The sequence below is a fragment of the Pseudonocardia sp. WMMC193 genome (assembly GCF_021728735.1).
Classification (GTDB): domain Bacteria; phylum Actinomycetota; class Actinomycetes; order Mycobacteriales; family Pseudonocardiaceae; genus Pseudonocardia; species Pseudonocardia oroxyli.
The window spans coordinates 2,688,744-2,702,030 of sequence record NZ_JAKKDO010000003.1 but is presented as its reverse complement, the minus strand read 5'-3'; the positions used below and the strand labels follow the sequence as shown (position 1 = coordinate 2,702,030).

At 73.5% G+C, this 13,287-nt stretch carries 12 protein-coding genes and 1 pseudogene; 6 read left to right on the top strand and 7 right to left on the bottom strand.

Annotation, left to right across the window (positions count from 1 at the left end; genetic code table 11):
- Nucleotides 1-17: 17 nt before the first annotated feature.
- A complete protein-coding gene (locus L3X23_RS36155; protein ID WP_237192663.1) occupies nucleotides 18-740 on the top strand; it encodes a luciferase family protein in 723 nt (240 codons plus the stop codon).
- A gap of 41 nt (nucleotides 741-781) precedes the next feature.
- Here the strand turns inward: L3X23_RS36155 and L3X23_RS14180 are convergent, their stop codons facing one another.
- The 3 genes and pseudogenes from L3X23_RS14180 to L3X23_RS14170 form a co-directional block, all read right to left on the bottom strand.
- On the bottom strand, nucleotides 782-1,210 hold the full coding sequence (locus tag L3X23_RS14180) for a DUF1707 domain-containing protein (RefSeq protein ID WP_237192662.1): 429 nt from the start codon (nucleotides 1,208-1,210) through the stop codon (nucleotides 782-784).
- 72 nt (nucleotides 1,211-1,282) lie between these two features.
- The gene (gene glgX / locus L3X23_RS14175) at nucleotides 1,283-3,403 is read right to left on the bottom strand and encodes a glycogen debranching protein GlgX (RefSeq protein WP_237192661.1); all 2,121 of its coding nucleotides are present in this window, start codon (nucleotides 3,401-3,403) and stop codon (nucleotides 1,283-1,285) included.
- Nucleotides 3,404-3,423: 20 nt separating this feature from the next.
- Nucleotides 3,424-4,262: pseudogene (locus L3X23_RS14170) on the bottom strand (helix-turn-helix transcriptional regulator).
- An 86-nt stretch (nucleotides 4,263-4,348) separates the two neighbouring features.
- Between L3X23_RS14170 and L3X23_RS14165 the strand changes: the two are divergent.
- From L3X23_RS14165 to L3X23_RS14155, 3 genes are read left to right on the top strand one after another with little or no spacing between them, the layout of a single operon-like run.
- A complete protein-coding gene (locus L3X23_RS14165; RefSeq protein ID WP_237192660.1) occupies nucleotides 4,349-5,197 on the top strand; it encodes an oxidoreductase in 849 nt (282 codons plus the stop codon).
- Between the two features lie 36 nt (nucleotides 5,198-5,233).
- Nucleotides 5,234-6,058, top strand: a complete 825-nt coding sequence (locus L3X23_RS14160) for an NAD(P)H-binding protein (protein WP_237192659.1) — start codon at nucleotides 5,234-5,236, stop codon at nucleotides 6,056-6,058.
- Between the two features lie 26 nt (nucleotides 6,059-6,084).
- Nucleotides 6,085-7,263 (top strand): acyl-CoA dehydrogenase family protein, encoded by a 1,179-nt coding sequence (locus L3X23_RS14155; protein ID WP_237192658.1) that lies wholly within the window; start codon nucleotides 6,085-6,087, stop codon nucleotides 7,261-7,263.
- An 82-nt stretch (nucleotides 7,264-7,345) separates the two neighbouring features.
- Here the strand turns inward: L3X23_RS14155 and L3X23_RS14150 are convergent, their stop codons facing one another.
- On the bottom strand, nucleotides 7,346-7,876 hold the full coding sequence (locus L3X23_RS14150) for a VOC family protein (RefSeq protein WP_237192657.1): 531 nt from the start codon (nucleotides 7,874-7,876) through the stop codon (nucleotides 7,346-7,348).
- Nucleotides 7,877-7,894: 18 nt separating this feature from the next.
- On the opposite strand from L3X23_RS14150, the gene L3X23_RS14145 reads away from it, so the two are divergent.
- Nucleotides 7,895-8,500: a hypothetical protein gene (locus tag L3X23_RS14145; protein WP_093078877.1), complete on the top strand. Its 606-nt coding sequence runs from the start codon at nucleotides 7,895-7,897 to the stop codon at nucleotides 8,498-8,500.
- Here L3X23_RS14145 and L3X23_RS14140 read toward each other — a convergent pair.
- From L3X23_RS14140 to L3X23_RS14130, 3 genes are all read right to left on the bottom strand, one after another.
- Nucleotides 8,482-9,837: a peroxidase gene (locus L3X23_RS14140; RefSeq protein WP_237192656.1), complete on the bottom strand. Its 1,356-nt coding sequence runs from the start codon at nucleotides 9,835-9,837 to the stop codon at nucleotides 8,482-8,484. The genes L3X23_RS14145 and L3X23_RS14140 overlap by 19 nt on opposite strands.
- A gap of 98 nt (nucleotides 9,838-9,935) precedes the next feature.
- Nucleotides 9,936-10,952: a 2Fe-2S iron-sulfur cluster-binding protein gene (locus tag L3X23_RS14135; protein ID WP_237192655.1), complete on the bottom strand. Its 1,017-nt coding sequence runs from the start codon at nucleotides 10,950-10,952 to the stop codon at nucleotides 9,936-9,938.
- 5 nt (nucleotides 10,953-10,957) lie between these two features.
- A complete protein-coding gene (locus L3X23_RS14130; RefSeq protein ID WP_237192654.1) occupies nucleotides 10,958-12,178 on the bottom strand; it encodes a cytochrome P450 in 1,221 nt (406 codons plus the stop codon).
- Nucleotides 12,179-12,327: 149 nt separating this feature from the next.
- Here L3X23_RS14130 and L3X23_RS14125 point away from each other — a divergent pair, with 149 nt between their 5' ends.
- Complete coding sequence (locus tag L3X23_RS14125; RefSeq protein ID WP_093078865.1) at nucleotides 12,328-13,257, top strand: AraC family transcriptional regulator; 930 nt, start codon at nucleotides 12,328-12,330, stop codon at nucleotides 13,255-13,257.
- Nucleotides 13,258-13,287: the final 30 nt, after the last annotated feature.

The window sequence follows — 13,287 nt, the reverse complement described above, 5'->3', positions numbered from 1 at the left end:
CGGGTAGCCTCGCGCGGGTGAAGCGTGCGGGGACGGTCGGGGCGCTCGTGGGTGCCGCAGGCGCGGCGGCGGCGTGGGTGGCGAAGGACTACCGCCGGTGGCGGGCGCTCGATCCCGTCGACGTCCCGGCCACCCCGGTCGGCTGGGCGATCGTGAGCGGGCTGCGGCTGCGCGCGCGGGACCCGCTGCGCTGGCGGGACCGGGGGAGCGGGGACGTCAGCCGCGGGCTCGTGCAGCTCGAGCCGCGCCCGGGCGGGCGGCCCGCGGTGGACCCGCACCCGATCCCGCACCGGGTGCTCGAGCAGCACGCGGACCAGGTGTCGACCGCGGCGCTGGCCGCGGCGCTCGCCGAGTTCGAGGAGCGCCCCGAGCTGGAGACGCGTCCGAGCGCGCACTCGCGGGGGCGCACGGCCCTCGCGGTCCGCGGCGGTGCCGAGATCGCGCACCTCCACCCGGCGGACGGGTCGATGCACGTCGCGCTCTCCCCGCTCGACGCCCGCGTGGTCGTCGCCCGCCGCTGGGGCGAGTTCCACCCGCTGGCCGGCGTGGCCCGCGGGCTGCCCGAGGGCTGGGTGCTGCTCTACCCGCCGCAGGACCCCGCGGCGGTGGAGGCGCTGCGCGCCGTCCTCGCCGCCGCCGTCGGACACGCGCTGGATCCCGCACCCCGGGAGGCGGAGCCGGACCGCGAGCCCGCGACGGTCCTGGGCGTGCCCACCGTCCCGAAACGCTCCCCGAGATGAACCTCAGGGCGATTCGAGCACGGTCGGAATCGCCCTCAGGTTCATCTCGGCAGGGATCTGGCGCACGGGCCGGGGGCGGGCAGGGCTCGTCCGGTGAGGGTGCCGAGCAGGAGCATCGCGCCCCACGGGCCCGCGACCCACATCGGCCAGAAGTACAACGCATGCCCCGCGCCCAGCGAGGTCGCCACCCAGATGATCAGGCAGATCGCGCTCGTCGCGACCCAGGGCGCCCAGGCCGCGCCCACCGGGAGCCGGCGCGCCGTGGGTACCGACGACGACGGTGTCGGTCGGGGCACCGCGGACGGCAGGTCCGCCGTGACCGCCGCCAGGTCCGCGGCCGTGCGGGCGGCGTAGGCGCGGTCGACGCGCTGCTCGTACTCCGCGAGCGTGAGACGACCGGTGCCCACCTCGTCCGCCAGCCGTGCGGCCGTCCGTTCCCGCTCCGCGTCCCCGATTCGCACGTCGCTCATGACACGCCCTCCCCGTCGGTGCGGGGAAGTCTGCACCGGTCGGATGCGACATGTCAAGCTCGACATGTCGACTCAGGCCGGTGGCACCGTGCACTGCAGGACGAGCATCGACCGGGGGATGACCCGCAGGCGGGCGTTGGACTTGTGGCTGCGGCGCCGGGCCCCCGCCAGCAGCGGGTCCGCGGTGTCGACGACGGTCTCCCAGGCCCGGCCGTAGCTGTCGTCGGGCAGGTAGCAGGTCACCTGCTGGTGGCTGGCGTTGACCAGCAGCAGGAACGAGTCGTCGATCACCTGCATGCCGAGCATGTCCCGGTCCGGGATGCCCTGGCCGTTCAGGTAGATCATCAGCGACTGGGTGCCCGCGCGCTGCCAGTCCTCGTCCGTCATCTGCCTGCCGTTGGGCTTCAGCCAGGCGATGTCCTCGATGCTGGAGCCCTCGATGGGGCGGCCCTGGAAGAAGCGCTGCCTGCGGAAGATCGGGTGCTTCGCGCGCAGTGCGGTGAGCCGGGCGACGAAGTCGGTCTGGACGTCGAACTCCCGCGCCCGGGTCCAGTCCACCCAGGCCAGCTCGTTGTCCTGGCAGTAGACGTTGTTGTTGCCCTGCTGGGTGCGGCCGAGCTCGTCACCGTGGGCGAGCATCGGCACGCCCTGGGACAGCAGGAGCGTGGCGAGGATGTTGCGCTTCTGCCGCTCGCGCAGGGCGTGCACGGCCACGTCCTCGGTGGGGCCCTCCGCGCCGTGGTTCCACGAGCGGTTGTGGCTCTCCCCGTCCCGGTTGTCCTCGCCGTTGGCCTCGTTGTGCTTCTCGTTGTAGGACACCAGGTCCTCGAGGGTGAAGCCGTCGTGCGCGGTGACGAAGTTGATCGAGGCGATCGGACGGCGGTTGTCCGCCTCGTAGAGGTCCGACGACCCGGTGAAGCGCGCCGCGAACTCGCCCAGCGAACGCGGCTCGCCGCGCCAGAAGTCCCGCACGGTGTCCCGGTAGCGCCCGTTCCACTCCGTCCACAGGGGCGGGAAGCCGCCGACCTGGTAGCCGCCGTCCCCGACGTCCCACGGCTCGGCGATCAGTTTGACCTGGCTCACCACCGGGTCCTGGTTGACCAGGTCGAAGAAGGCCGACAGCCGGTCGACGGCGTGGAACTCCCGGGCGAGGCTCGAGGCGAGGTCGAACCGGAACCCGTCGACGTGCATCTCGGTGACCCAGTACCGCAGCGAGTCCATGAGCAGGCGCAGCGACTCGTGGTGGCGGACGTTGAGGCTGTTCCCGGTGCCGGTGGTGTCGAAGTAGTAGGCCTCGTCCCCGTCGACGAGCCGGTAGTAGGCCTGGTTGTCCACGCCGCGGAAGGACAGCGTCGGGCCCAGGTGGTTCCCCTCGGCCGTGTGGTTGTAGACGACGTCGAGGATGACCTCGATCCCCGCCCGGTGCAGCGCGCGGACCATGGACTTGAACTCGGTGACCTGCTCGCCGCGGGTGCCGAAGCAGGCGTAGCCGTTGTGCGGGGCGAAGAAGCCGATCGTGTTGTAGCCCCAGTAGTTGCGCAGGCCCTTGTCGGCGAGGGTGGAGTCGTGCACGAACTGGTGCACCGGCATCAGCTCGACGGCCGTGACCCCGAGCTGCTTGAAGTGGTCGATCATGACCGGGTGGGACAGGCCCGCGTACGTGCCGCGCACGTCGTCGGGGATGTCCGGGTGGCGCATGGTCATGCCGCGGACGTGCGCCTCGTAGACGACGGTCTCGTTGTAGGGGATCCGCAGCGGCCGGTCGCCCTGCCAGTCGAAGTACGGGCTGATCACCACCGAGGTCGCGGCGTACGGCGCGGAGTCGGTGTCGTTGAAGCTCGACGGGTCCCCGAAGCGGTAGCTGAACAGCGCCTCGTCCCACCGGTACTCCCCGTCGACCGCCTTGGCGTAGGGGTCCAGCAGCAGCTTCGCCGGGTTGCAGCGCTGCCCGCGGGCCGGGTCGTAGGGGCCGTGCACCCGGTAGCCGTAGCGCTGCCCGGGCCCGACGCGCGGCAGGTAGCCGTGCCAGATCAGCCCGTTGCGCTCGGGGAGGACGACCCGTTCCTCGCGGCCCTCGTCGTCGAACAGACAGAGCTCGATCGAGTCGGCGACCTCCGAGAAGATCGCGAAGTTGGTGCCGCCGCCGTCGAAGGTGGAGCCCAGCGGATAGGGCGAGCCGGGCCAGATGTGCACCCCGTGATTCTGCCGGTACGTCACCGGGCCGCGATCTCCTGGGTGCCCACGGCCGCCAGCAGGTCGAGCCTGCTACGGGCGTCCGTGCCGGGGCTGGGGGTGAACACGACGACGCGCAGGTTGCTCCCCCGGGTGGCCAGGGTGTCGCAGTCCAGGTCGATCGGGCCCACCTCCGGGTGCTCGACGACCTTGTGCGAGCCCTGGTGCTCGGCCACCACCCGGCGCCCCCAGAGCTCCCGGAACCACGCGGACCGCTGCAGCCTCGTGAGCAGCGCCGCGAGGTCGGATCCTCGGGATAGCGGCTGGTGGTGGTGCGCAGGTCGGCGACCATCGACTCGGCGAACGCGGCCAGCTCCTGCGCGGTGTGCCGGACCCGGCCGTGCACCGGGCTCGCCTCGAACAGCCCGATCAGCGTGTTGCGCCGCTCGGCGGGGAGCGTGCTGGGATCGCCGAACGTCGCCGCGAACAACGTGTTCCAGTGCAGGAGGTTCCAGGTCGCGTCGTAGACGGCGAGCGGGTGGCCCGCGAGCTGGTCCATGATCCGGTGGACGCTGCCGGGGATCACCCGCGGGATCCGGGCGGGGTCGGCGGCGTGCCCGGCGAGGCGCATGAGGTGGGCCTGTTCCGCGTCGTCGAGCTGCAGGGCGCGGGCCAGGGCGCCGCAGACCTGCGCCGACGGGGCGCCGGCCCGGCCCTGCTCGAGCCGCACCACGTAGTCGATCGAGATGCCGGCGAGGATCGCCAGCTCCTCGCGGCGCAGGCCGGGCGCGCGGCGGACCCCGTTGCGCGGCAGCCCGACGGCCGCCGGGTCCAGTCGGTCCCGCCACGTCCGCAGCGCCGTGCCCAGGTCGTCGTTCACGGGTCCATCATCCGTCCGGACGGCCCGGACTGCCTGGGAAGAGCGTTACCAGGCTGCGGCGCGTCGGAAGGGGCAGGCTGGAGCCCATGAAGGACGACACCCTGACCCTGGCCGACGACCTCGTGCTGACCCGCATGGGGTACGGCGCGATGCAGCTCGCGGGACCCGGCGTCTTCGGCCCGCCCCGCGACCGCGCGGAGGCCGTGCGCGTGCTGCGCACCGTCGTCGACCTGGGGATCACCCACATCGACACCAGCGAGGCCTACGGCCCGGTGGTCACCAACGAGATCATCCGCGAGGCCCTGCACCCCTACCCGGCGGACCTGCGCCTCGTCAGCAAGATCGGCGCCCGCCGCGGGCCGGACGGCTCCTGGAACCGGTCCGACGATCTGCGCGAACAGCTCCTCGACAACCTCGCCCAGCTGGGCGTCGACGCGCTCGACGGGGTCAACCTGCGTGCCATGTCCGACGAGCCGATCGGCGAGCTGTTCGCGGCCACCGTCGCGCTGCAGAAGGAGGGGCTGGTCCGACACGTGGGCCTGTCCAACGTCACGGCCGCGCAGGTCGCGGAGGCGCGGGAGATCGCGCCGATCGTGTTCGTGCAGAATCTGTACAACGTCGCCCACCGCACGGACGACGCGCTGATCGACTCCCTCGCAGCCGACGGGATCGGCTACGTCCCGTTCTTCCCGCTCGGCGGGTTCACCCCGCTCCAGTCGGACACGCTGGCCCGGGTCGCGGCGTCCCTCGGGGCCTCCCCGCAGCAGACCGCGCTGGCCTGGCTGCTGCAGCGCAGCCCGAACATCCTGGTCATCCCGGGGACGAGCGCGGTGGCGCACCTGCACGAGAACGTGGCCGCCGCGGATCTCGAGCTGCCCGCCGAGGCCCTCGCACAGCTGGACACGATCCAGGGCTCCTGGTCCCCGGCCCACTGACGGGGGCTGTCAGGGATCGCGACTACACCGGAGGGCATGAGGATCCTCGTCACCGCACCCACCGGAAACGTCGGCACGCACGTCGTGCGGGTGCTGCTCGCCGCGGGCCTGCGGCCCCGCCTGCTGGTCCGCGACCCGGCGCGGCTGCCCGTCGGGGTCCGGTCCGCGTGCGACGTCCGGGTCGGCGACCTGACCCGCGCCGACGACGTCCGGGCCGCCGCCGAGGGGATCGACGCCGCGTTCTGGCTGGACACGACCCCCCACACGGCCGAGGACCCGATCGCGGAGTCGGCCGCGCTCGGGGAGGTGTTCGCGGCGGCCCGGGTGCCGCGCGCGGTGTTCGTGTCCAGCAGCGGGGCCGAGCGGGGGAGCGGGGCCGGGCACCTCGACGGGCTGGCGGCGATCGAGCGCGCCCTGATCGGCGACGTCTGCGTGCTGCGCTGCGGGTACTTCGTCACCAACCTCCTGGCGGACCTCCCCGGAGACCGACTGCACGGCACCCGGGACCCGCAGGAGGCGTTCCCGTGGGTCGCGCCGCGAGACATCGGCGAGGTCGCGGCCGCCCGGCTGCTGTCCGACCGCTGGTCCGGCCGGGTCGTCCAGGGCGTCTACGGCCCGCGCGATCTCTCGTTCGCGCAGGTCGCGGGCATCCTCACCGACGTGCTGGGGCATCCGGTCGAGTACTCGCCGAGCTCCGACGACGAGCTGCGTGCGATGCTCGCCGAGCTGCCCTCGAAGGCCGTCGAGGCCATCGTGGGGATGACGGCCGGCACCCGCGGACGACCGCTCGACCCGCCGCGCGGCGTCGAGAGCACCACGCCCACCACGCTCGCCGAGTGGGCGGTGGCTACCCTGCGGTAACCGTTCCAGCGTCGGAAGGCCGCCCCATGGACTTCACCCTCCCCGAGACCGCCCTCGCCGTGCAGGAGGGCGTCCGGGCGATCGGCGCGAAGTACGACCACGCCTACTGGTCCCGGTGCGAGGACGAGCACCGGTTCCCGTGGGAGGTGTGGTCGGACCTGGGCCGGGGCGGCTGGCTCGGGCTCACCGTCCCCGAGGAGTACGGCGGCGGGGGCCAGGGGCTCCTGGAGCTGGCGGTCGCCTGCGAGACCCTCGCCGCGTCCGGCGGCACGGGCGGGATCTTCCTCTACATCCTCACGCCGGGGTTCGGGGCGACGACCCTCGCCCGGCACGGCACCGCGGAGCAGAAGGCGCGGATCCTGCCCGGTGTCGCGACCGGCGAGACCCAGTTCTGCATGGCGCTGACCGAGCCGGACGCCGGCAGCGACGCCCTGCGCATCCGCACCCGCGCCGTCCGGGACGGCGGCGACTTCGTGATCGACGGACAGAAGATCTGGATCTCCGGGCTGGAGAACGCGGACTGGATGGTGGCGATCACGCGCACCGTCCCCGCGGCCGACGCCAGGCCCCGGACCAGCGGTTTCACCCTGCTGCTGGTCGACGTCAAGGAGGCGGTCGCCGCCGGCACGCTGCGCTACACCCCGATCCCGAAGCTGGGGTCGAACGTGGTGACCTCGAGCCAGGTCTTCTTCGACGGGGTCCGGGTGCCCGCCGAGAACGTGCTCGGCGAGGTCGACGGCGGCTTCGCCGTGCTGTGGGACGTCCTGAACCCCGAGCGGGTGCTCGCCGCCGCCGGGGGAGTGGGGACGGCCGACGCGGCGCTCGACGTCGCCGTCCGGTACGCGAGGGAACGGGAGGTGTTCGGCCGCCCCATCGGGGCGAACCAGGCCATCCAGTTCCCGCTCGCGCAGATCAAGGCGAAGACCGAGCTCGGCAGGCTGATGACGTACAAGGCCGCGTGGCTGTTCGACCGCGGGCTGCCCTGCCACGCGGAGACGAACATCGCGAAGCTGACCGGCGCGCAGGTGGGGTGGGAGGCCGCCAACCAGGCCTTCCAGACCTTCGGGGGGATGGCCTACTCGAAGGAGTACCCCGTCGAGCGGCTGTTCCGGGACAGCCGGATCGCCAAGAACATCCCCGTCGCCGAGGAGCTGGTCCTCGCCCACATCGGCACCCAGGTCCTCGGCCTGCCCCGCTCCTACTGACCTCGGGAGTGGCGGCCGGGGGACGGCAGCCGGCGGAGCCGGCGGGGTGGGTGAGCGGAGTCGCTGGAGCGACTATCGCCACTCACAGGAGGAGGGGGGTGCCGGAGTCCAGGAGCAGGCGCATCGACGGAGCGCCGTCCGGGGTCAGGGAGACGCCGGGGAGCCTCGGGCCGGGTGGGGTGGCGCCGGTCAGGCGGGTCGCCACGATCCCCGTCGCGCCGGACTTGTGCGGTGGGGTGAGGCGGTGCGGGAGGGCGGCGAGCTGCTCGTCGCTCAGCTCCGCGACGGCCAGGAACGGCATGTCCGGGGTGCCCTGGTGGATCGCGAGGGTGGGCCCGTCCGGCACGGTGTGGCGCCGCCAGTCGCCGTCGGGCGGGGTGCCGCGCAGGACGACGCCGTAGGGGTAGGCCTCCCGCGCGCAGCGGGCCGCGAACCCCAGGTCCTCCACCCCCGGCTCCTCGATCCACAGCAGCTCGACGTAGTGCCGCGGGAAGCGCACCCGCCGGTTCCGGGTCCCCTGACCGGCGTGTCGGGTGCCCTCGTCGAGGAAGAACCCGACAGGCGGCTCGGGCGGCCCGGGCAGGAAGGCGATCACGTGGTCGAGTTCGAGCATGGGGGGTATTCAACCCGGGTGATCGATCGCTTCGACGGCTGGATCTCCGGGCTCGGCACCCCTGCGGGACTCCGTGTGGTGGTGGGGCACTGGCCGCGCTCGCCGCTGGGCTCCTTCACCGACGTGATGGTGGAACGCCCGGACGGGCACCGGCTGCTCCTCGCCCCCTCCGAGCCCGTCGCCGAGTTCGTGACCGCGACCTACACCTTCGACGAGGTGCGGCTCGGCCCGGTCGTGCACGTCGAGCGCGGGGACCGGCGACAGGTCACCGCGGGGCCGCTGGAGTGCGCGTGGCGCGTCGGTGGGCGGGGCGCCCTGGGGTGGCTGCTGCGTGCGGTCCCGGGCCCCCTGCAGACGGACCCGCGCTGGGTCGCCGCGATCGACGTCGTCGCGCGGCGGGTCCTGCCCGGCGTCCGGACCGTCGGGTCCGCCGGGCAGGGCCGCCGCGAGTACTACTGCGCCCGTGACCTGCACCGCGTCACGTCGGCGGTGGTGCGGTGGGACGGGGTCGACCAGGGTGGGCTCGCCCCGGTGGACCCGCCGGTCCGCTTCGGGTTCGGCTCCACCCCGGCCACCCCCGCCCACACCCGGATCACCACGCTGGTCTACAGCGCGGCGAGGTAGGCGATCGACGGGGCGAAGAAGTACTCGCCGCCCTTGAGCGTCACGGTCTGCGGGAACACCTCGGCGGGCCGCAGCCCGGGGCCGCCCCAGGGCACGGGGCACGGCGGGAGCGACGGCCGGTGGCCCTGCCCGATCACCGGGTCGAGGCCGGGCTGTTCGCCGGCCTTCGGGAACCCGGCGAAGTCCGCCCAGTTGGCCTGGGTGAACTCGAACTGGTCCACCACACTGCTCATGTACGCCATGAACAGCAGCCCGACCCCGCCGGTCGGCCGCAGCGCCGGGTCGATGTCGGCGTTCGGTCCGTCGTAGCGCTCGCCGTAGGTCTGGCCGCGGCGGGCCATGATGTGCGAACGCTCGCCCTCGACCGCCTCGAACCCGCCGGTGCCGCGCGGGTTGGTCTTGCGGATGTGGGCGAAGTGCGGGCACTTCAGCCCGTCGGGGTCGCCGTCGTACCCGAAGTCGTTGACCACGTGGGGGTCGCCCGCCTCCTGTCCGGACAGGACCACCGGCGTGCCGTCCTCGAAGCGCCCGACGATCAGGGCGCCCGCCCGCTCCCGGTCCGGCTCGGACAGCGCCAAGGTGTCGGCGAGGTGCTCCTCGGCCGTCTTGAACGCGCGGACGTTCTGCTCGAGCTTGCGGAACACGAAGTAGCTGCCGAACCTGTTCGCCGACTCCGGGACGAGCACCTGCTTCAGCGGGAACGCCGGGTCCCAGGCGGTCTTGTCCTCGGCCGCGATCTCGGCCTCGACGAACAGGGGCTGGCTGCGGCCGTCGACGTAGCCGAAGTGCTCGATGCCGTTGCCGTCGGCGTTGTGCTGCCCGCGCCCGGTCTCCCGCTGCAGCACGGTGACCGTGGGCGGCAGGACCGCCCGGACCGCGTCCTCCGCGGCCTCGACGTCGTCCGCCGAGACGCCGCCGATCAGCACGACGGCGTGGACGTCCCCCTGGTAGCCCGCCTCCCACGTCTCCTGCGCGGGGTCGGCCAGCTTCGCCGTGCTGGACTTCATCCCGCCGCGGAAGGCGGTGTCGGTCGGGGCGTCGGCCTTGCGGCCCAGGGCGCCGTACCCCGACGCCGACAGCGCGGCCCCGACCCAGACCGGGCGGATCGGCAGGTGCGCCTTGAAGGCGGCGGTCTCCCAGCGCTGCACCGCGTACGGCTTGATCATCGGGGCGAGCGCGCGGAGGAACGCGCAGCCGTCCGCCGCGTCGCCGAAGTGCACGAACAGGGCCAGGAACCGCTCCCGCACGTGGCCGGAGAGGATGTTGGCCTGCAGGGTGTCGAGCGCCTCCTCGGTCGCGGGGTCGAGTGTGGTGGGCAGGGACTTCTCGAGATCCATCGCTCCTCCTGCGTCGGTGTCGGGCAGGGAGGAGAGGCCGGTGGGTGCCCCGCAGAGACGTCCGGCGGGTACGCACAACTGCGTACCCGCCGGACGGATCAGCAGGCCGGCGTGAAGTTCTCCCGGTGGATCAGGCGCGGCGCCATCCGCCTGCGCTTGAACGCCTTCACCCCGGCGTCCACCATCGCGGGCGGGCCGCACAGCCAGCCCGACCAGCCGCGGGCGCTGGGGACGTCCTCGACGAACGCGTCGGTCGGCAGGCCCGAGCGGTGGTCCGGGTCCGGCTCGTGCGAGAGCACCGGGAGGAACCGGAAGCCGGAGTACCGCGCCGCCAGCTCCGCCATCGCGTCGCCGTCGTAGAGGTCCGCCGCCCCGCGGACGCCGTGGTAGAGGTGGATCTCCCGCCCGGGGTCGCGGGCCAGGGCGGTGCGGGCGAGCCCGACCAGCGGGGCCAGGCCGGTACCGCCGCCGATCATGACCATCGGGCCCTCGGCGTCGTCGAGGACGAAGTCGCCGAACGGCCCGCTGACCTCGATCTCGTCGTCGACCCGGAGGGAGTCGAAGATCCACCCCGCGGTCGCCGCGCCACCGGGGACGAGCCGGACGTGCAGCTCCAGGACCTTGTCGACGTCCGCGGTGTTCGCCAGGGAGTACTGCCGCCGCACCCCGGACCCCGGCACGGTCAGCTCCACGTACTGCCCGGCGTCGAACGCGAGGGGCTCGCCCAGGGCGATCCGCAGCCGTCGGGTGTCCCGGGCGACGTCCGCGAGCTCCACGACGGTCCCCACCAGGTCCCGCAGGGGATGGGCGGTGCGGCCCGCCGCCGCGGCGGGCCCGTCCAGGGCGAGGGTGAGGTCGGAGCGGGGCCGCGCCTGGCAGGCCAGCGCCAGGCCTGCGGCCCGCTCCGCCGCGGTGAGGGTGTCGGCGGGGGAGTCGCGGTGGTCGACGTCACCGCGGACCACCCGCAGCTTGCAGGTGCCGCAGGTCCCCTGGTTGCAGGAGTTCGGCATCCAGACCCCGGCCCGGAGGAAGGCGTCGAGCAGGGGCTGGTCCGGGCCGCAGGGGACGGTCCGGTCGCCGAGGGCGGCTCCGAAGGTGGGCGCGGTGGACGTCATGGGGGTCAGACCTCCCAGGTGACGGGCAGGGCGGTCGGGCCGCGGAAGCCCCAGCCCCAGAACTCGACCTCGGCCGAGGTGTCCCGCTCCATGTTCGGGATCGCCTCGAACAGCTCCTCCAGCGCGATCCGCATGACGTGGTTGGCGTAGTAGATGCCGGCGCAGGCGTGCCGGCCCGCGCCGAACGCCAGGTGCGGCAGCGGCGGGCGGTGCAGGTCGAAGCGGGTCGGCGCCTCGTACAGGCCGGTGTCGTGGTTCGCCGAGCCGTAGGACTGGATCACCGGGGTGCCCTTCGGCAGGTCCACGCCCGCGAGGTGCACGTCCGCGGTGGTGATCCGCGCCGTCGCCGACCAGATCGGCGAGGTCCAGCGCATGCCCTCCGCGATCGCCCGGGGGATGAGCGCGGGATCGTCGACGACCTGCTCGAACTGCTCCGGCTCGCCGAACAGCCCGACGAGCGTGGACGCGATGCCGTGGCCGGGCTCCTGCATGGCGCCGAGCAGGTACACGTAGATCGTCGGGTAGATGTACTCGCGGTCCCGCGTCTTCCCGGGCGGCATGCCGTCGTGGAGCCAGTGCGAGATCGCGGTGTCCGCGGGCTCGGTGATCCACCGGTCGATCAGCGGGTCGACGGCGGCCTTGATCTCCTCCTTGGCCCGGTCGCCGTCGAGGAACCCCTCCGGGTTGGCGAACTCGCCGTCGGCCGTCATGGCGGCGTTGGTGAAGGAGCGGTTCAGCCGGGCGAACCAGTCCCGCAGGGTGTCCGACGAGACGTCCGTGAGGCCCAGCAGGTCACCGAGGGACCGCACGCTGACCGGCTCGGCGTACTGCCCCACGAGCTCCGCGCGGCCGTCGTTCTCGAACGCCTCGACGTACCGGCGGGCGATGGGGCGCACCAGGTCGTCGACCCAGCGGTCCACCTCGACGGGCTGCAGCTGCGGCTCGACCATGCCGCGCAGGTCGGCGTGCACGTCGCCGTTCACCCCGATGATCGCGGGGTGACCGAACGTCCGGCCGCCCGCCGGGGTGATCACGGCTTCGAAGTCCGGGCTGGTGGCGATCTCGCGGCAGAGCTCCGCGGTCGAGGCCACGTAGGAGCCGAGCACGGGGACGTAGGCCAGCGGGGCCTCGGCCCGCAGCCGCTCGTAGACGGGGTAGGGGTTGCGTTCCAGCTGGCTCATGGTGATGTCGTCGAGCCAGCCCAGGTCGTTCTCGGTCGTCGTCATCGACGTTCCTCCACAGGGATCCGAGTCGGCGGTGTCCGGGATGGCCGCGAAGGTAGGTCCGCGGCACCGCCGCGACGACACGGATCGCGCGGATCCGAGACGCATCGCGCGCCGGGTCGCCCGCGCTGCGCTGGGCTACCATCCTCGGCATGCCCGCACGCAGTGGTGCGACGTTCCGGGACTGGCAGCGCGCCTCCCAGTCGGTGGCGGCGGCGTACTTCCCGCACGAGCTCACGCCGCTGGGCGGCGGGGGCGACCCGCGGCTGACGTTGCGCACGGTGGACCTCGGCCCGGTGCTCATCGGGTACGTCGGGTGGGGTGCGGACGTCGCCGTGGCCTGCGACTATCCCGCCGCCTACGAGGTCAACCTGCCGCTGACCGGGCACCTGGAGAGCCGCGGGCGGCACGGCACGGTCACCTCCGTGGCCGGGCAGGCCACCGTCTTCCGGGCCGACACGCCGTCGTTGATCAGCCACTGGGACGCCACCTGCACCGTCCTCGGCGTGAAGTTCGACCGGGACTGGATGGACCGCGAGGCCGAGCGGGTCCTCGGCAGGCCCGGGACCGTCGGGTCGCTGCCCGACCAGGTCCGGCTCGACGCCGCGGGGCCGGGTCGGGACTGGCGGCACCTGGTCGCCGGCCTGTCCTCGCACGCCCGCACCACGCCGCTGTTCTCCGACCAGCCCGTCGTGCGGGCCCAGCTGGCGGGGGCGGTGTCCGCGGGCTTCCTGCTGGCGGTCTGCCCGGAGGACGGCGGCCCGCCCGCGCGGCCGCGGATGATCAGCCGGGTGGTCGACGCGGTGGCGGACGACCCCGCCCGCGCGTGGACCGCCGCCGAGATGGCGGACGTCGCGGGCACCTCGGTGCGGCGGCTGCAGGACGGGTTCCGCCGGTGGATGGGCTGCACCCCGACCGAACACCTGGTCGCCGTGCGGCTGCACCGCGCCCGCGCCGACCTCGCCGCCCGGCCGGGCCTCACGATCAGCCAGGTCGCCGCGGCCTGGGGTTTCTCCAGCGCCAGCCGCTTCGCCGCCGCCTTCCGGCGCCGCTACGGTCACCCGCCCTCCGCCGCCCGCTGACGGCGGACCCGGACCCTGAAACGATCGTTC

Coding starts and splice junctions, on each gene's coding strand:
- L3X23_RS14180 (WP_237192662.1), bottom strand. CDS start 1,210: ATGAGCGACGTGCGAATCGGGGACGCGGAGCGGGAACGGACGGCCGCA.
- L3X23_RS14165 (WP_237192660.1), top strand. CDS start 4,349: ATGAAGGACGACACCCTGACCCTGGCCGACGACCTCGTGCTGACCCGC.
- L3X23_RS14160 (WP_237192659.1), top strand. CDS start 5,234: ATGAGGATCCTCGTCACCGCACCCACCGGAAACGTCGGCACGCACGTC.
- L3X23_RS14155 (WP_237192658.1), top strand. CDS start 6,085: ATGGACTTCACCCTCCCCGAGACCGCCCTCGCCGTGCAGGAGGGCGTC.
- L3X23_RS14150 (WP_237192657.1), bottom strand. CDS start 7,876: ATGCTCGAACTCGACCACGTGATCGCCTTCCTGCCCGGGCCGCCCGAG.
- L3X23_RS14140 (WP_237192656.1), bottom strand. CDS start 9,837: ATGGATCTCGAGAAGTCCCTGCCCACCACACTCGACCCCGCGACCGAG.
- L3X23_RS14135 (WP_237192655.1), bottom strand. CDS start 10,952: ATGACGTCCACCGCGCCCACCTTCGGAGCCGCCCTCGGCGACCGGACC.
- L3X23_RS14130 (WP_237192654.1), bottom strand. CDS start 12,178: ATGACGACGACCGAGAACGACCTGGGCTGGCTCGACGACATCACCATG.
- L3X23_RS14125 (WP_093078865.1), top strand. CDS start 12,328: ATGCCCGCACGCAGTGGTGCGACGTTCCGGGACTGGCAGCGCGCCTCC.